Genomic DNA, 20,675 nt, shown 5'->3' on the forward strand with positions numbered 1-20,675 from the left:
TCGGTGAATAGAGGTGCAGCATATGAAGCATGTTCGGCCCTTCCGAATCAAGTACAAAATTATGGTAATCTGTATGACGGTCATTATCCTTCCGGTATTGGTGATGACAATCAATTCGTATTACTCCTCAGAGCGGTTGTTGGCACAGAACTATACAACGTTGCTAAACGATCTGGCCAAACAGACGAATATTCGCATTGATGAGTTCCTCAAGGAGATTGAGAAAATTTCGCTGCTCGCCAGCAATGGCCTTAGTGACAATCTGTCTGCGACTCATGAAGGGAGTTTTCCGATCCAGGATTTCCTGCGAGAGGGTGATGAACAACATGAGATTGCCGCATACAATATTCTGATGAATTACATCATGATGAAAGATCGCGTATTCTCCATCTATCTCTACAATATGAACGGGGGACAGGACCTTTTTGTAAGTCCACATCAACCCATTGATCCAAACTTCAAAGTAGCAAACGAATTGTGGTTTAAAAAGTTCATGCATGATAAGGATCGAACCATTACCCTCACAACACGAATCGACGAGCAATTGGAGAATAAAATACTGGCAGTGTCACACGCTCGCAAAATTCATGATGTGACTAGTGGAAAACTGCTTGGCGTGATTGTTGTCAGCATTGATATCAAATTCATCGAAATCGTCAATCGAAACTTGCAGGAAGGGCTGCGCTCCAGATTCATGATTGTTGATGCGGATGACAAGATCGTATATAACGTGAATGAACGATTAATCGGGACACTGTTCCGGGACAACGTTCGTCCGCCTGAAGCACTGAATGTCGTGGTGACCAGTCCCCTTAGTCAGCAAAAATGGACAACTTACTTATATATGCCTCTGGATGAGCTGACTGCTGATGGCAAAATATTGGGCCGTAATCTGGTGACGCTTGCCATTGTCATTGTTCTTTTTGCTGCCGTCATTTCCATCTTTCTATCTCATGTCATTACAACTCCCATTAAAAAACTGCTACGGAATATTGCTCTAGTCGAGAAAGGTCAGTTTGAACAAGTTGAACCTATTGGATCAAGAGACGAGATTGGACATTTATCCATTCGATTTAACAGAATGTCGCATGAATTGAAGCGGTTGGTCGAACGGATGCAGCAGGAAGAAATAGAGAAAGCCAAGGCCGAGATGCGTGCGCTCCATGACCAGATCAAGCCACATTTTCTGTATAACACCCTTGGGTCGGTGAAATGGATTGCCTCAATGCAGCAGGCTGATAAAATCGTGGAAATGACCGATGCACTAATCTCGATGCTCCGCTATGCAACAAAATCCGATGGAACCCTCGTAACCATTCGTGAGGAACTTGATAATATAACGAATTACGTAACGATCCAGAATGTCAGGTACTACGATTGTATTCAGATGAGATATGAGGTTGAGGATAGACTGCTGGATTATCGCATGCCCAAAATGATCCTGCAGCCGATTGTGGAGAATGCGATTTTTCATGGTCTGGCCGAACTTGAAGAAGACGGAATCATCACCATTCGAATTCAATCACAACTGGATGAAGTTGTGATCGAGGTCTGCGATAATGGTGTTGGTATAGATCATCAAACGATGCAGAATCTATTGGAAGAGAAGCCCGGTGCAAGTACGGGAACGAATGGGATTGGATTGCATAATGTGCAGCGGCGGATTCAACTTCATTTTGGGAAACCCTATGGAATACAGGTGGAGAGTAAAATAGGTGAAGGTACCATTTTCTCCATTCTGCTGCCTGCCATCCTAGAAGCCAAATAGTCATACATGCTTTCATTTATGCATCTCATAATGCGATACAGCGAACGTAAAAATAAGTTTAGATATAAACAAAGGGCACGCAGTATGAACTGCAAGCCCTTTTGTTCACCCTTTGACGCTACCTAACACCAAACCTTTGGTGAAATATTTCTGTAAAAACGGATACACGAGTAAAATCGGAATGGCACCCAAGAACATCTGAGCGGCGCGCCCCGTTCTGGCGTTCATCATGGACAACAGCTGCGTATAGTCTGACCCAGATTTCAGCATGATTTGCTCAAAGCTTTGCAGCAGGGTCTGGAGGTAACTTTGTAATGGATAATTGTCTGGATTGTTCATATAGATAATGCCATCGAACCACGAATTCCAGTGGGCAACGATACTGAACAAACCAACCGTAGCGAGGGCAGGCTTGAGAAGTGGGAGTAGAATACGAAGCAATACCTGTACAGGCCCAGCACCATCGATAATGGCTGATTCTTCAATCTCCTCGGGTAGCCCCCGAATGAAATTCATGAGGATAATCATACTGAATACGGGGAGGGCCCCAGGCAGGATCAGAGACCAGATGGAATCGATCAGTCCCATTTTGACAACCACGAGATAGGTTGGAATTAGTCCTCCACTGAATAACATGGTTATTATGAAAAATCCCATATAGATATTACGCCCCATCAATTTTTGTTTTGATTTGGAGAGGGGATAAGCCGTGAGTACGATCAGAACCAGATTCACCACCGTTCCGATAACGGTTCGTTGAATGGCTACCCAGAGAGAGGAGAAAAATGATCCTCCAGTTAATGCAAATTCATAGGCTTTTGTCGTAAATTCCACAGGCCAGAACGTAACACTCCCCGCAGATACAGCCGCGCTGCTGCTGAATGAAACAGCCAGCAGGTTGATAAACGGCAGGATACATAGGAGAGAGATTAGAAGCAATATGGTGTAGTTTATGATAAGAAATACACGTCTGCTCATACTTTTATCATAGATCATAATGTAAGTTCCTCCTTCTTAGAAGATACGATAGCCAGCCACTCTGTAAGCCAGGATGTACGATACAGCAACGAGAACACTGGAAATGATCGATTTGAATAACCCAACAGCGGTACCAATTGAATACTGTGCCTGTTGAATTCCTAAACGGTAGACATAGGTATCAATAATATCACCCGTCTGATAGACAACAGGGGAGTAGAGATTATAGATTTGGTCAAAGCCAGCATTGAGTACGTTCCCAAGTGAAAGTACGGTCATTAAAACAATGGTTGGCATGAGTAGAGGCAACGTAATGTAGATGGTTTGTTTCCACCGTTTCGCTCCGTCGATCACCGCGGCTTCGTAAAGTCCCGGATCAATACTGGTCAGGGCTGCCAAATAAACAACCGTGCCAAACCCGAAACCTTTCCATATGTCACTCACAATCATCGTCCAAGGAAAAATAGAGGGTGTGCCAAGAAAGGAGATCGGTGCAATCCCAAATACACTTAGAAATGTATTGATAATGCCGTCGGAGCTAAGGATATCCAGCATGATGCCAGCCATAATGACCCAAGAGAGGAAGTTCGGAATGTAGACAAGGGTTTGAAATGTACGTTTGATTCCACTGTGTAGTACCTCGTTAAGCAGTAATGCAAAAATTACGGGTACGATTATACCACCGATAATCTTAAAGACAGACATGTACAATGTATTCCAGATCGTTCTTACGAAGTTCGGCTGATTAAATATGTGGGTAAAGTTATCCCATCCTACCCATGGCGAGTTGAATCCGAGGCCCGGATTGTACTTCTGAAATGCAATAATAAGTCCGTAGAAAGGGATATAACAAAAGATGAAGACCAAGACCAGGCTTGGAATTAACATGAGATGGTAAGCACGCTGCTGCTGCCATTTTCTCAGCATTCGTATTCCTCCGTTCCTTGTACGCCAAATGTAATCGCTATCAAATAAAGGGGAGGGATGACCCTCATCCCCTCTTTGTGACAAACGAGATTATTTCTTCCCGTAGGCTTCATTAACTGCCTGAGTTGCGTCATCGCCCCCGGCTGCACGCCAATTCTGGACAATAACATCGAAATAATCGATACTTTCGCTACCCATAATGATCTTGGTGAAGCCTTCGGTCAGGATATCATCCAAGGTTGTTCCGTAGCTTGAAAGTATTTCTGGCGTAACACCCCATAAGGCCGTCTTTGTATAGTTCTCGCTGTCCAGTACTTTCTTGGCAAGACCATACGCATTCTTTGGAGCCCCTTGTTGCAAATAATCACCAACTGCTCCTGGGGTTGCATTCTCCATGAATTCCACACTGTTGTTATATTTTTGCCACATACCCGAAGTTGTGAGTCCACTGGTATCCTTGGATTGAAGGGCAGCGGAGACCGCCTCAAATTGCTCGTAATCGGAATTCGGATTAAGTACACGGAACGCTCCAACCACATGGGCAATATCGTTGTCCAGCAAGGCGGATAACGTTTCTGTGGATTCCTTGCCATTGCCTTCATCCACAATATAAGCATAGTCGTTCAAAATTTTGATCACTTCTTCAGGGCTCTTAAATCCCTTTTTCATAACGATATAATTGTTGTTGGCGAAGAAAATGGATTGTTTGGCTTCTTTCCCATCAACGGTAGGGATGATATAAGGGTAGAAGATGGCGTCCTTACCCAGATTGGATACCGTATCGACACCCGGATTATAACCCCACCACTGGTAATAAGGCTGCATGCCCACTTTTCCGGCTACAATGTCCGCGTTCATCGCATTAAAGTCTTTGATTGCAAATTCCGGATCAATGATACCTCGCTTGTACCATTCTGACCACTCAGCCAGCGCATTTTTCATCTCAGGCTGCACGGAGCCGTACACGAGTTTTCCAGTGCTATCCTCCATCCACATATCCGGATGCGCATTCCATGCAATGGCCAGCAGGTTGAGGTAATCCAACGATTGGTCTACCGCTATACCATAACCACCGTGCTTTTCCATGAATTTTAGTGCGATATTTTTGATGTCTTCCACAGATTTCGGATCTTGGACTCCCAATTCTTCTTTCCAGTCGTTCCGAATCCAGATGAAGTCTGGTTGTTCAATTAATCCCCAGTGCATCTGTGGTATCCCGTATAGCTTACCGTCCTTCTTTCCAGATTCGTAACTGTCTGCATCTGCTTCCATGTAACCTTTGAGACGATCTGAAGCGTGTTGATCAAAGACCTCGGAAAGGTCCATGACCATATCTGCTTCGACTAACTGTCTCAGTTGTGATGGATTAACTCTGAATACGTCAGGAAGATCGTTCGATGCGATAGCCAAATTGAGTTTTGTATCGTACTCATCGCTGACCCAGTCTGTTTTGACATTGATATTAAACTTCTCTTTGTATCGCTTAATCCATACATTGTTGGTGATATCGTCGCCCTTTGGATATTTTGCTGAAGTGTATTCTGAGGTTACGGTATGAATGGTTGTCGTTCCAGCCTCGTTGGAATCCGTGTCCGTCGTTGAACCTTTATCAGCACCGCTTCCATTGCTACAGGCTGCGAGTAATAAGGCTGACATGCACACAGACAAGACTAAGGCTTTCGTTTTCTTGTTCATTTCTTTTCCCCCTTATCAGTCATATTTCAATAACGCTTACTTGAAAATATTCTAAACGAGAAAGGGGGAACGTGATATAAAGGTTATTGACGAGAACTGGTATCTTTTTTTACTTTTGAGTTGTAGCGGAGAAAAGAATAATGAGCTTTGTGCACTTTTTTTACTTTGTGCTCCTTCTTTTTTTACTCATGTCTCCAAAAATTGCTTTAGATGACGATCGATAACGAGTGAATCCTCTTCGTTTGCTCCGATTCCAAAGCAGTGTCCCCACTTGGACTCTACAGGTTGATACACCGCGTTTGGCATATGCTGAGCATCATACGAACTGTCTTCTGGCGTGAAAAACAAGTCACTTGATCCTGGCATAACGAGTGCAGGAGCAGTGATCTTGCTTAACGCCTGTTCGAAGTTGCCGTCATCGACGGGATTAGCGCTAATGTCTCCATAGATTCCTGTACGCAACATGGTAATCAAGTCGTTAGCATCGAAGGGAAGAAATACTTGATCCCAGTAATCTTCTACATAAGATTTCAAGGAGTCGTAACCCTCAGATTGGTACAATTTCTCCAAATAGTACGCCTGCGAGAACCCCCATGGAGCATAAGCTCTTCCCATCGCTGCGAGACCGGCAACCGGAGGGCGCTCATATCTACCATTTTTATAATTCGAATCTGCCTGTAACGCCGCGATCATTGCTTCGAATACCAACTGTGTATGGGGTCTGCTCTTTGCCGTTCCGCCAAAGGGGGCAATACGCTCAACCATCTCAGGATAACTGGTTCCCCATTGATAAACCTGCATGGCTCCCAGAGACCACCCCACAACAAGTTTGATTTTGGAGATACCGAATTTTTGAGTGATGAGTTGATGTTGGGCACGCACATTGTCATACATGGAGATGAGAGGGAAGTTGTTCTTATCATACGGGGCAGGGGTATTACTTGGAGAAGACGATAACCCGTTACCTAACATATTGGGCACAACGATAAAATAACGACTGGGGTCCAGTGCCTTGTCTGTTCCAATTAACCATTCATTATCTGTGTGAATTCCAGCAAACCATGTTGGGACAACAATAACATTGTCCTTTGCCGCATTTAAGTTTCCGTAGGTCTTGTAAGCGATAAAGGCTTGAGGGAGCCGTTGTCCCGATTGAAGTAATGTATCTCCTAGGTTATATGTTTCATAATCGTTCATAGATTGATTCTCCTTATAAAATAGTAATAACTTGATTTCACTCTACAATACGTCTATTATCAATTCAACGAAACGTTATCGAACATATCATTCATTTATTTTGAACTTGGAGGTGCCTGACTCATGGAAATACGCCAGCTAAAAACCTTTTGGACACTTGCATCGACCTGCAGCTTTAGTCAAACTGCTGAATTATTGAGCTATGTACCGTCTACCATAACCATGCAAATCAAATCGCTGGAAGAAGAGCTTGGGGTGAAATTGCTGGATCGATTAGGCAAAAAGGTTGTGTTAACGGATGCTGGCCAACAGTTTCTGCCGTACGCCACTAAGATTTTAAACGATGTAGAGGAAGCAAAGTGCATATCCAGTCAGCACGGAGAATTAGCGGGAACGGTTGTGATCGGAGCAGACGAAGTGCTGTGTGCATATCTTCTTCCAGCCTTGTTCAAACGCTTCCGAGCGGACTATCCTGGTGTGCGGTTATTGTTCCGCCCCTTGTCTGGGCAAGAGCTTAAATCGAGTCTGAGAGAAGGGCATGCCGATGTCGTTTTTGTATTGGATGAGCCTATTAATTCCAAAGACCTTCAGTCAGAGTTTTTAAAGGATGAGACCTTTCAAATGGTGGTTTCTCCCGATCATATGTTAGCATCGCGTTCCGAGTTGGTCATCGATGACTTCCACAAACAGCATTTTTTACTGACCGAAAAGAACTGTTCGTATCGCACTCATTTTGACCAATCCATAACGAAGAAAGGTGTGGATGCTCTGACAGAGCTGGAGTTTCATAGTGTAGAAGCCATTAAACAATGTGTTGTGGCTGGTCTAGGGATCGCTTTATTACCTGAAATGGCTTTGAAGAAAGAGTTGAGAGAAGGGGAAGTGGTTGCTCTGCCGTGGGATTTATCAGATGTATCCTTTTCTGCGCAAATGCTCTGGCATCGGGAAAAATGGATCTCTCCGTCTATGGCTGCTTTCATGGAGGTCGCCAAGAGTGAGTTGATTTGATTGTTCAGAATTTGTTTAGATGTATGTGTTAAAATATTCTTCATGGAGATCGTGAGGTTAAATGGAATCAACCTTCAACAACATGATACAGATATATATGGGGGATTAGCAATGGAGAGAAAGATTAGAAATTCTGCAAAAGCATTGATCATTAAAGACGGGAGAATGCTTGCAATGAAGCAGGATGATAATGATGAAGTCATCTACATTCTGCCTGGTGGGAGCCAGAATGCAGGTGAAACCCTGACGGATGCGGTGAAGCGTGAAGTTGCGGAAGAAATCGGAATAGATGTAGAACCGTTATCACTGGAATTCGTAATTGAAGGGGTATACGGTGAAGCTCTTCATCGTGTAGATTTTGTTTTTTTATGCGAGTACATAGGTTTGATGGACCAAGATAGTTCTATTCTGCCAAGTGACGAAAATCAAGTGGAATTTGAATGGCTTGAAATTAAAAATATATACGAACTACCTTTATTTCCTGCAAAATTACGAAAGCAGATCATTAGATTGGTTGAGGGAGAAAAAACGGTTATGTATTTAGGAAATGAGGAAGATGACGACCTGAATAGTTAGATGTGCACACGTCGTAAACAAGCGGCCGTCTTGTATTTATAAAGGAAAGACTATTTCAAAGGACATGATGGTCCAGTGAAATAGTCTTTTTGCCGTTGAACAAATTGTGCAGAGCGATTAGATAATGAACATCTATGATAAGGGGTTACAATAGGCCAGGAGTTATATATCTTGTTGCTTCACGCCTGCTTTCATATTTTTCTGACCCCACATTACCATGGATTCAATTAAAGGAACCAATTCCTTGCCTGATTCTGTGAGCGAATACTCCACTCTCGGTGGAACCTCGTTATATTGCTCCCGATGCACGATGCCGGAATGAATCAAATCCTTCAAACAGTTCGTTAACATCGTTCCGGTAATGCCAGGCAGTCTTCTTTTTAATTCATTGTAACGTATACAGTCATTTTCACTGAGGATTGCCAGGATCGGAAGATTCCACTTGCCTCCAATGACCTGAAATGCATAAGTCGCTGGACATAACTGATCGAAATTAAACTCGTATTTCACTTGATACCCTCCAATAGTATACTTTTTGATACTAAGTCAGAAAAAGAATCGTACTTGTTCAGAAGATTGTAGACATTATAATCAAACTAACACAAGAAAATCAATTCATAAGACAATATAAAGGCGGGATAAACGTGAGTAACGAATCTATGATGTGTGATCTGGAAACAGGCGTATGTGGTGTGAATGAGGAAGAGGCGATGCAAGAAATCAATCTGAATCACGTTGAGAAAAGGATAACTCTATATTACGCAACAGATCCGATCTGCTCTCACTGTTGGGCGCTTGAGCCTGTGCTTCATCGGTTTATTGAGGAATACGGCCATTATTTTACGCTGCAAATCAAAATGGGTGGGTTACTGGCTAACTGGAATGGTTTCTCGGATGGCGCTAACGGGATTCAGAAACCTTCGGACGTTGCAGAGCATTGGAAGGAAGTGGGTGAACATTCACGCATGCCCATCGACGGTTCCTTATGGCACCATAATCCAATACTTTCTTCCTATCCGCCATCTCGCGTATTTAAGGTCATTCAGAGTACGCACCCTGGTAAAGAGCATGACTTTTTAAGACGTGCGCGTGAAGCCGTGTTTGCATTTAATCGAAATATTGGAGAAGATGATGTGCTGATGGATATCGTCAATCAACTGGGCTTGAATGGTAAAGAAGTGGTTGAGGCCGCTGCACAGCAATCAGCACAAGAGTTATTAGAGGAAGACTTTGAGAGTGTGGCTAGTTTGGGAGTTAGAGGTTTCCCATCAATTATCATTGTGAATGAAGAGAACCAGGGTATAAAAATTGTCGGAGCGCGTTCTCTTGAAACATATGTGCAAGCACTTCAGCAGGTGCTCGGTGGTGATCTGAAACCCAAACAGATAACCTCGTTGGAACAGAAAATCAATGAGGGACACCTTCTTTTCTCTAAAGAAATGGAGGTCTTGTACAGTATCGAAAAGAGTGATATTGAATCATATGTGAAATCTGAATTGGCAGAGCACACATATCGTATAGGTCATATTTTGAATGAGATGTATATTGAGCATATTTGAGACAGGAGCCATGTAAGAATCTTCCTGCTTTCGGCACACGGATGTGTTATTCGCACAGGCAAGTCGTCCACCCATTGCGTAGACTGAAGTAGATCAAGTCAAGTGAGGTGAATTCCATGGCTAAAACCAATGAAATACACGTCCGGGTGAAACGGCTCAAGGATCGCCCAGTCTGCGTGACTCTTCATAATGGCGAGACGTACGTCGGGTACATCTCTGGCGTTAACAGCGAAGGCGTAGTGCTTACCGGGGGCGGAAAGCTTACTCAGACCGCAATCACAGCACCCTCATCTGAAGGCAGTGCTCGCAAAACCAAACCTAAAGCAGGGGCTACGAGAAAAACAGCATCCTCTCGAAACCGTAAACGGGTGAACAGCACACGTAAGTCGCAAGTACGATCCCGGTCGATGTCTCGCTCAACGTTTAGGCAAGCCCAGGTATCATCTTTCATGCCTATGCTAGGCTCACTGTTAGGTGGCTTTGGCGGTGCCGGCTCAATTGGAGGTATGTTAGGCGGGGGTATGCGGTTGTTTGGCATGATCCAGCGGTTTACACCTGTGGTCAAAATGGGGTATGGCATGATTAAGCAGATTCAGCCATTTATGGGGGCAGTTCAAGGGCTGATGACTCCAGCAAGTCAAGCAGCTCAGGCTGAAACCGAAGGTGAAGAGGAAGCACAACAAGGATAATACTTGAAATGAAAATCGTGAAATAGAACATAACCTTCTTTTCATTTGGGAAGGAAGTATTGCTAGTGTGTTGGGTGATTTGATCTCTTTCTGATCTGTTCTGTTCTGTTCCTTATCTTCTTCTCTGTTCTGTTTCAGCTTCTTCGCTAGATGCTTAACTGCAAGCTGCTCTCCGTACGGCAAACGGAGGGTGGCTTATTTGCTTATGCTGTATATGAAGTTCGAACCAGCTCAATATAGCATGCTTGCTCAGTGCTAACGAACCTCAGAAACCGTATTCGAGTCAATATCAAGCCATTAAAATTCTAACGAACATGACAAACCCTATTCGCTGCAAAATGTAAGATATAGTGTGAAAAAGGGGCTGATTCTGCAGCATAACTTCTCCTGTGTTCGTTAGAATTAAAATCCGCCCGAATCGGGTTAAATAAGACTCCCTGTATTCGTTAAATTCGTTCGTTGTGAGGAATAAAAACTGAGGTTTCAAATACGCGCCACACTTCTAACTTTGGAACTATGTAGTTGGGCCGTTTGCCATCATACAGCAAAAAGCACCGCGCGCAGGGAGCTGCACGCGGTGCGAAAAACAATGCTGATGTTGCAGAGTAGGAGAAAACTCTATCCGCTCTTATTAAGCCTGTTTGGTTTTGAGGCGAATCACGTTCCATGATGCTTTGTTCAAGACTGCTTGCACTTTACCCTGATCAACCGTTGTATATCCGCCGTTGTGAGGAACAACGTTACGTGGGTTTTCTTTGGTATTGGTGGCTTTCAAGTCGTTGTTCTCCAATACGATATGCTCCACAAATGTGGTTTCTCCGAAGGAACGCAGATCCACATTCAGTTCCAACTTCTCATCCAGATGTCTGTTCACCGCAAAGATTGTGATCGTGCCGTTTTCTTCATCATGCACACTGATCGCTTCGAGATAAGGCACATCTGTAAAGTCTTTGGAATCATATTTAGGTGAAGAGGTGATGGATCGCAACACCGTACCACGACCGAAGTTGGATGCATGCATGAACGGGAAATACGTCGTCTGGAACCAGATTGCTCCGTTATTTTCCGTCATGATTGGTGCAATGGTGTTAATCAACTGAGCAAGGCAAGCCATTTTTACACGGTCGGCGTGCTTGAGTATGGTAATCAGATAACAGCCCACAGCTAGTGCATCTTCATGTGTATACACATCTTCAAACTCTGGAGGAGCAATCTGCCACCGTTCTTCCATACGGCTCGTGCCGATGGATTTCCAGACATTCCATTCATCCAGAGACAGCATTAATTTCTTTTTGCTGCGTTTCTTGGCTTGTACAAAATCACAGATTGAAGCAACACTATCAATAAATTGATCCAGATCCAGCGATGTCGCCAGGAAGTCATACGTGTTGTCTTTGTTGTTGTTGTAATACTGATGCAGGGACAAGTAGTCCACATTTTCATAGGTGAGATCCAGCACGGTTGCTTCCCAATCTGCAAATGTACTCATGTCACGGCTGGAACTGCCGCAAGCCACAAGCTCGATATCCGGGTCTACCCATTTCATCGCTTTAGCGGTCTCATTGGCAATACGCCCATATTCATATGCAGTCATTGCACCAATCTGCCAAGGGCCGTCCATTTCGTTGCCTAGACACCAGGTTTTGAATTTATGCGGGTCCTTGTAACCGTGAGAGATACGCAGATCACTCCAGTATGTGCCAGATGGGTGGTTGCAGTATTCGATCAGGTTTCTGGCCGCATCAATGCCGCGAGTACCCAGATTTACAGCCATCATCACTTCGGTTCCAACCAGTTTGGCCCAATCTGCAAATTCGTTTGTTCCTACCGCATTTGTTTCAATCGTCCACCATGCCAGTTCAAGTCTGCGTTTACGCTCCGCTACCGGACCAACGCCGTCCTCCCAATTGTAACCGGATACGAAATTGCCGCCCGGATAACGAACAATTGGCACATTCAGAGCTTTGATCGCTTCAATGGCATCCTGACGAAAACCTTGAGCATCTGCCGTGGGATGACCTGGATCATAAATTCCGCCGTATACGGCCCGTCCCAGATGTTCTATAAATGAACCATAGACACGCGGATCTACTTCAGCAATCTGAAAGTCTTTATCGATAAGCATTTTGGATGTAAGCATGGTATGTACCTCCATTGGATGAATTCATATTTTTAAAAGAATTAACAGTGGTATTGAATTCGCTTAAAAGCAAAATCAAATCATTGATTTGTTATCTAATATGTATCATAATGCTATTATATTGAGCAAGTTTATTTCACAGGGTTCGCTAAATAACGAATTCTAAATCAACAATATATGGATTCTATAGAGATAGGGAAGTGAAGTTCATGATGCTTGGCACGGATGCCACATCCTTGATCATATATGAGGCGCTCGCCAGCGAGGCCCGTTTAAATATCGTTCGCTTATTATTGCAAAACAGGGCGATGCATATCAATGCGCTTGCCAAAGAGCTGTATCTGAGCAAAGCCATCGTTAGTACACATGTGAGCAAATTGCAGAAAGCGGGCATCGTAGGCAGCCGCATGAAGCGCGAGAACGGTGGAACGTATAAATACTGCTTTATTCTGCAAGAATTTATGACTATCAATCTCTCCCCTGAACCAGTTGATGCTCCTTATCATGAAGTCTCTATTCCGGTAGGTCAATATACAGATTATGAAGCATGGCCGACCTGCGGGATTGCGACAACTACGCAGATGATTGGACAGTACGACACGCCTGCCTGCTTTATGGACCCGGATCGGGTGAACGCGGGAATCCTTTGGATGGCACGAGGTTTTCTTGAATATAAGATTCCCAATTATCTGAATACAGAACAGCATCTCCAGGAAATTGAAATTTCACTCGAACTCAGTTCGGAAGCACCCCAAGTTAATGAAAACTGGCCTTCTGACATCCGTTTTTCCCTTAATGGTCATCACCTCGGAACCTGGACAAGCCCAGGGGATTTTGGAGATCGGAAGGGCAAACATACACCGTTATGGTGGAAATTGGACGTCAACCAGTATGGTGTACTGAAGGTGCTACGTATTAACGGAGAAGGGACGTTTATGGATAGCCAGCGCATCTCAGATGTGCGTATCCATGATCTGGAGCTGGATTCATCCACTTACTGGACGTTTGGATTAAGACCGGAAGAAGGGGTGCCCGGTCGAGGCGGACTTACGTTGTTCGGGAAAGGGTTTGGCAACTACGATCAGGACATTTTGATAAGGTACTATTACGAGGCTGCTGAGTTATAAATTTGGCTAGTAAAATGTGGAATATTAGGATAAGATGTAACCATCTGAACAAAAAGGAGCGTTTTTAAATGTCTAACAAGGTGATTTTGCTTTAGGTTCACAGAAGGATATTTGCATTACAGAGATTCCTTTTGTGGACATTGCAGTGCGGGAAACCGTCCAAACAATGTTTACTGGAGGAGATTATTATTAATTTTAACGAAGCTGTTAACATCAGCAATACGCATGTATTGGCATTGGTATCCGAGTTGTTTGACCTGGAGGGTTACAACATTCAGCTTATTCCGCCTCATGAGGGTGGACGGAATGTCGTTTACACCTGTGAGCAAGAGGGACGTGAATCGCTAATTCTCCGAGTGTCTTTTTTGCCTGACAGAAAGCGTGAAGATTACATTGCCGAACTGGAGTATGTCCGGTATTTATTTGAGCACGGTGCAAGTGTCTCGAATGTAGTCAGCTCGAAAAAGGGGCATCTGCTGGAAGAGATCACTTATGGTGAGCATACGTTCTTTATCTGTATGTTTGTGAAGGCCACAGGGAAGTTGCTGGTAGAAAACCATTATCAGTACCGGGAAGGCGTTCCACTTAGCGAATACTATTATAATAGCGGAAAAGTTCTGGGCAGAATGCATCAACTATCGAAAGGCTACACTCCCGTCCATCGCCGGCATCATTTGATTGACAATTACAGCGGTGAATATATCGATAACCTGGTACCTGAATCATTTCCTCTGCTTAAGGAGAAGATGGTTGAGCTTCTTAATACCTTAGAAGGTTTGGATACAAACCAAGAGACATTCGGCATGATCCATTTTGATTATAACGATGGGAATTACTCAATCGATTTTGATACCGGTCAGATCACCGTGTATGATTTTGATAATTCATGCTTCGGTTGGTATATGTATGATCTGGCAGATCTATGGACACACGGCGTCGGCTGGATTCAATTTGAGCCGAATGTGGATAAACGCAAACAGTTCATGGATGACTATTTCCAAACTGCCCTCGTTGGATATACTTCCGAGACCAAGATCGAAGATTCGATGCTGGAGAAGCTGCCTTTATTTATTCAAGTCACTCTCTTGGAGAATATTCTAGGTCAATTTGAGGAAATGCAGCGTGCTGGCGAAGAACCGGAAGCTAACGAAGAACTGTTGTATCTCATTAAATGTCTGGAAGAGGATATACCGTTTAAAGGATTTTTCCATGAGATGTATTCCACTGAAGCTCCGTTTGAGTATGAGGGACGCTGAAGGGACCTGTAGGTAAACTAAACCCTGAATAACCAAGGATTCATCAAGTGGGGAGGCAGCCGGATCGACCGGTTGCCTCTTTGTTTGTCTGCGGTATGTTATTCAAATTTGGAAGGGGGCACGTTGTAGAATTTTTTGAATGCTTTGGAGAACGTAAAGGGATCGGGATAACCCAGAAATCCGGCAATTTGCTGGATCGTATATTTTTTCTCATACAGATAGTCTCTGGCCCGGTTCATTTTGATCTGATTGATATACTGCCCCGGTGTAATACCGAGAATTTTTTTAAACAACGAAATAAAATATTTCTCAGAGACGCCAGCAATGTCTGCAAGCTCGTTAACTCGGATGGCACGATGCAGATTCGCATCCACGTATGGAAAAACATTCTGCAGAACTTCCAGACTTCCTTCGATCTTCTTCGGTTTTCGGTCTTTCAGAAACTCACCGTGATACAGCCCTTGCCTATGTAATTCCAAAATTTTGGCGATGACGAGAAGCAGAGAGGCTTTCAAGTAAAGTGGACTGGCAGAAGCACCGCTACTCTGCTTGAATCTTTGATAGGACGAGGTGAATAGCGTTGATTCCTCTTGAATCAGATTGCCAGGTACGATGCCGGGAAGTTGAAACTCGCTGAGAATCCGCTTCTGCTCAGCGATGCTGAAATCAAAGTGCATGTATACGAATCGGCACAACTCTCCGGTCGTGGAAGCCGTGTAGGGCATATCCGGATAAAAAAACACGACGTCACCCGGGTTCGCCATATGCTCGATTCCATCGATGGTAATCTTGAGGGAGCCTGCTGTAATGAACCATAGATCATAATCGGAATGAGACTTGTGCTCCGTCCAATTACTGTCGTGTGTTTGTTCCAAATAAGAGCTCATGCGAAGTGTGATATACTCCGAAAGTTCGTCGATTATACTCATATTTACAGTTCCTGTGTGCATCTAATCCAACCGAATCCTCTCCACTTTATGACATCCTTCATTTTTCACTATCATAACAAAGGATTTATCTCTTGTTAACTATCGTACGATATGACATGTATTGAAAACTATCACACATTCCGATTCCAGCCCACTCACCTATAATGAACTTATATCGTTAAAAGGAGGGGTTATTAATGAATACTACAAGTACTCAGCATCCAAAGGTAGTTGTTATTGGGGCGGGCAGCCTGTTTTTTGGTCGTCAGTCCATCTGGCAGATGGTACACTCCCCATATTTGAATCAGGGAACGCTGGCTTTGGTGGATACGGACGAGGAACGGCTTTCGAAAATGGTAAAAGTAGCGGAAATGGTCGCCAAGGAGAACAACGTATCCCTAAAGATTGAGGGTTCAGTGGACCGAAGACAGGTACTACCGGGAGCCGACTTCGTTGTGCTCAGCTTTGCGGAAGAATCGGTGAAATATCGGGGCATTGACTGCCAGGTTTCTCTAAAGTATGGAATTCGTATGTGTTCCGGCGATACGATTGGCCCTGGCGGAATCTTTCGCGCGATGCGGGAACTGCCGGTTATCATGGAATGCGCCAAAGACATCGAGGAGCTGTGTCCGGATGCGTGGGTGATCAATTATATTAACCCGTCTACCGTTCATGGCATTGCATTACATCGATATGCACCGAAGCTTAAATCGTTCGCGCTGTGCGATAGTCATCATATGCCGCATAAGAAAGCCTATTATGCCGTACGAGCCGGAATCATCGAAAATACAAGCCAGTTTACCGCAGGAATAGACCAGAAATTCGATTTTCGTATCGCGGGTGTCAATCATTTCACTTGGCTGCTCAAAGCCGAGTATGAAGGAACAAATGTGATGCCCACTATCGCAGAAGCCATGCGCAAGATGGCAGGTGATGAGAATAACGGCGGTGATCGCGGCGCAAAAGCTCTTTTTAACGATGCGATTACCTATGAACTGTATGATATTTTCGGAATCATTCCTACTTGTACGGCGCATACGAAGGAATACGTTCGGTATTGGCAGGGTCTTGGCAAAACTGCGGACACCATTCCGCCATTATCGATCTGGGAGACAGAGGACAGGTATGAGCGTCATGACGAAATGTGGCGTCAGGTGGATGACTTTCTTACGGGGAACATTCCGATTGTCGATTATATGAGGACCTTCGGGCCGGATCATGCGACCGACATCATTGAAAATATGGTGGGGAACTTGGGCAAAAAATTCTTCATCAATACGCTCAATCAAGGCTCCGTAACCAATATGAATAACGATTCGTTCCTGGAACTCCTGTGCGATGTAGATATGGATGGAGCGAAGCCACTCCATGTAGGCGAGATGCCACGTGGAGTTAGAGGTATGCAAGAACTTGTACTGGATACGCATGAGCTCACAGTTGAAGCTGTTCTGGAACAGAGCTACGAGAAGCTGAGAAGGGCGATGCTCACCGACCCGCTCGTGAGTTCCATCAGTGACGCGGACAAGATCATCCATGAATTGTTGGAACTGGAGCGTAAGATGATTCCGGACGTTTGGTACAAGGATAGACTGCAGTATAGCTAAGAATGGAGAATGATAATAGACCACGTCGGTTCCTTCCAAGGGGCTAACGTGGTCTTTGTTTTTATCGTTTGTCATGTATCAAGAAATCCTACTCCACTTTAAACAAGCCAGCATGGTCTTCATAGTACGAAGTAATAAAATCACGAAATTCTCTTACAGCAGGAGATAACCATTTTTGTTTGACCCAGGATAGGCTAATGGGATATATAGCGGAATCATCAGCAATTTTTACATAACGTAACCCCAGTGCTCTACATACGGAGATCGGAATTAATGCAACACCTTGATTAAGGCTGATAATTTCAAGCAGGGTATGAGAATCGACCTCAAATGCATGATTGGGGAGGAAACCTGCTTTTTCACAGAGCATAGTTGTAAAGCGGCTGTACTCCTTATTATCGGCAAGGGAAATAAAGGGCTCATTTGCAACAACACTTAATGAAATGCTTGTTTCTCCGCCGTATGCATGATCCGTGGGCACAACAAGAACAATGTCTTCCTCAACAAGAACAACACTCTCAATCTCCTCATCCTGAATCGGATGCCCCGTAATGCCCAGATGCATGTCACCTTTCTTCAAACCTGTAATAATTTCACTGCGGGTCCCAATACCCTGATGAAGCTTGGTTTCAGGGGAACCGTTGATATAGTCACTAATGAGACCAGTGAGAAATCGGGTATTCGTAATCGAGATCCTGATCGTATTGGATATTTGCTGTTCCTCCGCTTTAATCTCCATCTCTGCATTTTCAATTTCAATAAAAATCCGGTTTACATGCTTCAATAAAATCTCACCTGAGGAATTCAATTGAATGTTTCTTCCTCTCCTGTGGAATAAGGGGGTACCCAGTTCATCCTCAAGTCTTTTAATCGTTAAGCTTAGGGAAGGTTGAGCAATATTCAATTGGGCAGCTGCCTTGGAGATATGTTCAGTATAGGCAACGGTCTGAAAGTATTTGAGCTGAAGCAATTCCATTTATCTGCACTCCTTATTTATTCTGATAAATATATATAGTACTTATTATGTATTATATTAAATTTAAATATTGATGTAGAATTTTTTTATGAGATACAGATCAAATTTTAAATAACAAAAACCTGACTATATAAGTTGAACTAATCATTTACACAATAACGGAGAGGACAGAAAAAATCTGAAAAAGCAAAGTGTTCGCCTAAAAGCTTTCTGAAAGAAAGCTACATCGGAAGCATAACCTATCACCGGATTTTTCCCTTTAGAAGGGGAATCGAAAAATCTGGGGATAACAGCGATTGGAAGGTTGTTCTGTCATCGTAGTGTCAGTGTAAATAATCTTTAATTCAACTTATATAGAACCAAAACATAAGGTAGGTGTCTTTGATGAAAATCGATGTGAATAACATAGCTAAAAATCTGAATACACCCCTAACGGCTCCGGCATACCCGATGCCACCGTACAAATTCGTGAATCGTGAATATTTGAATATTATTTACCGAACCGATGAAAAAGCGCTGCGGGCAGCCGTACCGGAACCTCTGGAAATTACTGAACCTTTGGTTAAATTCGAAGTGATGTGGATGCCAGATGTTTCTGGACTGGGTGCTTATACAGAAGCTGGACAAGTTATCCCTGTGCAATTCAATGGGGAGGAAGGCGATTATGTGCATTCGATGTACGTAGACAATTTCCCCGCGATTGCGAGTGGTCGAGAGCTCACCGCCTATCCGAAAAAGCTGGGTGCGCCCAAGCTGTATACCGATTCAGATACACTTGTTGGCACACTTGATTATGGAACGCTGCGTGTAGCCACGGCAACGATGGGATATAAACATGTGGAGATGGATAAAGAGTTCGCCAAACGTGAAATATGCCGACCTAATTTTATGATTAAGATGGCTACCGACTATACCGGGAATTTAAGAATATGTGATCTGATCCGTACTCAAATTACGGACATCGAAGTGAAGGAAGCTTGGACAGGACCTGCCCGACTTCAACTGTTCGAACATGCGTTGGCACCTCTTGCAGATCTGCCTGTGTTGGAAGTGGTGTCCGCTTCTCATATCCTTACCAACCTAACCTTAAACGCTGCACAACCTGTATATAACTACCTGGAAGAAAAATAAGGAGGAAAAATAAAATGAGAATTGCAATTGTAGGAGCAGGATCTTTGGGAACCATCGTAGGTGCATACCTTGCGGATGGCGGACTTGACGTTGAGTTAATTGATGCATATCAAGAACATGTAGATGCTTTAAATCAGACGGGTGCTAAAGTGACGGGTACCACAGAGTTTCAGGCAAAAGTAAAAGCAATTACTCCTGATCAGAAATCAGGACAGTATGACCTTGTTTTACTTTTAACCAAACAACTCTACAACGATTCCATTCTTCAGGAATTACTTCCATTCTTGAAAGAAGAAAGTATGGTGTGTTCGTTGCAGAACGGGATTCCGGAAGAAAAAGTGGCGTCCATTGTGGGTGAAAAACGTGTCATTGCTGGCTCCGTTGAATTCGGCGCTACGTTCATTGAACCAGGTGTATCAAGTCTGACTACCGAGTACACTCAATTTAAGCAGTATGCTTTTCAGATTGGCGAATTAAATGGTGAAATTACCGAACGAATTCAACGCGTAAAATCGGTGTTGGATCTTGTGGGTGGAACACATATTTCCGATAACCTGGTTGGAACCAAATGGTCCAAATTGCTGATCAACAATGCCTTCAGTGGTTTGTCGGCTGCATTGAATGGTGAATATGGGGACATTATTGATCATGAAGCCGGCATTGTGAGTGCAGCTCATATTGCGGACGAGACGATTAAAGTTGCTCGCGCCAATGGGGTTACCTTGGTTAAAATGAATGGATTCGACATCTCTTCACTCGAAGTGAACAGCAAAGAAGATATTTCTGAACGGGTGAAAACATTACGTTACGTGATGGAGCCCTCCAGATTGCTCAAAGCAAGCATGCTTCAAGATCTGGAGAAGAACCGCAAAACGGAAATTGATTACATTAACGGAGTTGTTTCAAGCAGGGCAGAAGGTACGGGAATTGCGACACCTTATAATGATTTAGTTGTAAAACTGGTCAAATCTGCTGAAGAAACTCAAACCGTTCCTGATTTTGACACGAACATAAAAGCTTTTGAAGAACTATTAAGTGCACAATAATAAATTCAATTATTTCAACTGAAAGTCGCTAATATAGCGGTTTTTTTGTTGTATCAGTAAATCTAATCA

At 43.7% G+C, this 20,675-nt stretch carries 18 protein-coding genes; 10 read left to right on the plus strand and 8 right to left on the minus strand.

Translation table 11 applies throughout. The features are described 5' to 3' along the window. Window positions 1–22 precede the first annotated feature (22 nt). On the plus strand, window positions 23–1,768 hold the full coding sequence (locus tag NSQ20_RS16505) for a sensor histidine kinase (RefSeq protein WP_340030343.1): 1,746 nt from the start codon (window positions 23–25) through the stop codon (window positions 1,766–1,768). Window positions 1,769–1,873: 105 nt separating this feature from the next. On the opposite strand, the gene NSQ20_RS16510 is transcribed toward NSQ20_RS16505, so the two are convergent. From NSQ20_RS16510 to NSQ20_RS16525, 4 genes are all read right to left on the minus strand, one after another. Continuing rightward, the gene (locus NSQ20_RS16510; protein ID WP_100526293.1) at window positions 1,874–2,764 is read right to left on the minus strand and encodes a carbohydrate ABC transporter permease; all 891 of its coding nucleotides are present in this window, start codon (window positions 2,762–2,764) and stop codon (window positions 1,874–1,876) included. Between the two features lie 18 nt (window positions 2,765–2,782). Then, window positions 2,783–3,673, minus strand: coding sequence for an ABC transporter permease subunit (locus tag NSQ20_RS16515; RefSeq protein WP_076253078.1), 891 nt, complete (start codon window positions 3,671–3,673; stop codon window positions 2,783–2,785). A 90-nt stretch (window positions 3,674–3,763) separates the two neighbouring features. Next, the gene (locus tag NSQ20_RS16520; RefSeq protein ID WP_340030345.1) at window positions 3,764–5,368 is read right to left on the minus strand and encodes a hypothetical protein; all 1,605 of its coding nucleotides are present in this window, start codon (window positions 5,366–5,368) and stop codon (window positions 3,764–3,766) included. A 186-nt stretch (window positions 5,369–5,554) separates the two neighbouring features. Continuing rightward, window positions 5,555–6,565: an alpha/beta fold hydrolase gene (locus tag NSQ20_RS16525; protein ID WP_340030346.1), complete on the minus strand. Its 1,011-nt coding sequence runs from the start codon at window positions 6,563–6,565 to the stop codon at window positions 5,555–5,557. Window positions 6,566–6,688: 123 nt separating this feature from the next. Between NSQ20_RS16525 and NSQ20_RS16530 the strand changes: the two genes are divergently transcribed. Both NSQ20_RS16530 and NSQ20_RS16535 read left to right on the plus strand, forming a co-directional pair. Beyond that, window positions 6,689–7,573: a LysR family transcriptional regulator gene (locus NSQ20_RS16530; RefSeq protein WP_340030347.1), complete on the plus strand. Its 885-nt coding sequence runs from the start codon at window positions 6,689–6,691 to the stop codon at window positions 7,571–7,573. A 111-nt stretch (window positions 7,574–7,684) separates the two neighbouring features. After that, window positions 7,685–8,149, plus strand: a complete 465-nt coding sequence (locus NSQ20_RS16535) for an NUDIX domain-containing protein (RefSeq protein ID WP_074095115.1) — start codon at window positions 7,685–7,687, stop codon at window positions 8,147–8,149. 162 nt (window positions 8,150–8,311) lie between these two features. On the opposite strand, the gene NSQ20_RS16540 is transcribed toward NSQ20_RS16535, so the two are convergent. Then, window positions 8,312–8,659, minus strand: a complete 348-nt coding sequence (locus NSQ20_RS16540) for a helix-turn-helix domain-containing protein (protein WP_221821145.1) — start codon at window positions 8,657–8,659, stop codon at window positions 8,312–8,314. Window positions 8,660–8,793: 134 nt separating this feature from the next. Between NSQ20_RS16540 and NSQ20_RS16545 the strand changes: the two genes are divergently transcribed. Together NSQ20_RS16545 and NSQ20_RS16550 are read left to right on the plus strand one after the other, a co-directional pair. After that, complete coding sequence (locus NSQ20_RS16545; RefSeq protein ID WP_340030348.1) at window positions 8,794–9,708, plus strand: DsbA family protein; 915 nt, start codon at window positions 8,794–8,796, stop codon at window positions 9,706–9,708. A gap of 116 nt (window positions 9,709–9,824) precedes the next feature. Beyond that, a complete protein-coding gene (locus NSQ20_RS16550; RefSeq protein WP_340030349.1) occupies window positions 9,825–10,397 on the plus strand; it encodes a hypothetical protein in 573 nt (190 codons plus the stop codon). 631 nt (window positions 10,398–11,028) lie between these two features. Here NSQ20_RS16550 and NSQ20_RS16555 read toward each other — a convergent pair. After that, window positions 11,029–12,537: an alpha-N-arabinofuranosidase gene (locus NSQ20_RS16555; protein WP_218641565.1), complete on the minus strand. Its 1,509-nt coding sequence runs from the start codon at window positions 12,535–12,537 to the stop codon at window positions 11,029–11,031. A 209-nt stretch (window positions 12,538–12,746) separates the two neighbouring features. Here NSQ20_RS16555 and NSQ20_RS16560 point away from each other — a divergent pair, with 209 nt between their 5' ends. Together NSQ20_RS16560 and NSQ20_RS16565 are read left to right on the plus strand one after the other, a co-directional pair. Then, window positions 12,747–13,664 carry an ArsR family transcriptional regulator gene (locus tag NSQ20_RS16560; RefSeq protein ID WP_340030350.1) on the plus strand — a complete coding sequence of 306 codons (918 nt, stop codon included), beginning with the start codon at window positions 12,747–12,749 and terminating at the stop codon, window positions 13,662–13,664. A gap of 131 nt (window positions 13,665–13,795) precedes the next feature. Continuing rightward, a complete protein-coding gene (locus tag NSQ20_RS16565) occupies window positions 13,796–14,920 on the plus strand; it encodes a phosphotransferase (protein ID WP_340030351.1) in 1,125 nt (374 codons plus the stop codon). 98 nt (window positions 14,921–15,018) lie between these two features. Here the strand turns inward: NSQ20_RS16565 and NSQ20_RS16570 are convergent, their stop codons facing one another. Then, entirely contained in the window at window positions 15,019–15,870 is an 852-nt protein-coding gene (locus tag NSQ20_RS16570) for an AraC family transcriptional regulator (protein ID WP_340030352.1), read from the minus strand. 176 nt (window positions 15,871–16,046) lie between these two features. Between NSQ20_RS16570 and NSQ20_RS16575 the strand changes: the two genes are divergently transcribed. Next, the gene (locus NSQ20_RS16575) at window positions 16,047–17,453 is read left to right on the plus strand and encodes a glycoside hydrolase family 4 (RefSeq protein WP_340030353.1); all 1,407 of its coding nucleotides are present in this window, start codon (window positions 16,047–16,049) and stop codon (window positions 17,451–17,453) included. Window positions 17,454–17,541: 88 nt separating this feature from the next. Here the strand turns inward: NSQ20_RS16575 and NSQ20_RS16580 are convergent, their stop codons facing one another. Next, complete coding sequence (locus NSQ20_RS16580) at window positions 17,542–18,429, minus strand: LysR family transcriptional regulator (protein ID WP_340030355.1); 888 nt, start codon at window positions 18,427–18,429, stop codon at window positions 17,542–17,544. 384 nt (window positions 18,430–18,813) lie between these two features. On the opposite strand from NSQ20_RS16580, the gene NSQ20_RS16585 reads away from it, so the two are divergent. Next, window positions 18,814–19,560, plus strand: a complete 747-nt coding sequence (locus tag NSQ20_RS16585) for an acetoacetate decarboxylase (protein ID WP_083677352.1) — start codon at window positions 18,814–18,816, stop codon at window positions 19,558–19,560. A 14-nt stretch (window positions 19,561–19,574) separates the two neighbouring features. After that, window positions 19,575–20,606 carry a ketopantoate reductase family protein gene (locus NSQ20_RS16590; RefSeq protein ID WP_036671215.1) on the plus strand — a complete coding sequence of 344 codons (1,032 nt, stop codon included), beginning with the start codon at window positions 19,575–19,577 and terminating at the stop codon, window positions 20,604–20,606. Window positions 20,607–20,675 lie beyond the last annotated feature (69 nt).

Source organism: Paenibacillus sp. FSL K6-1122, from assembly GCF_037977015.1.
GTDB lineage: Bacteria > Bacillota > Bacilli > Paenibacillales > Paenibacillaceae > Paenibacillus > Paenibacillus amylolyticus.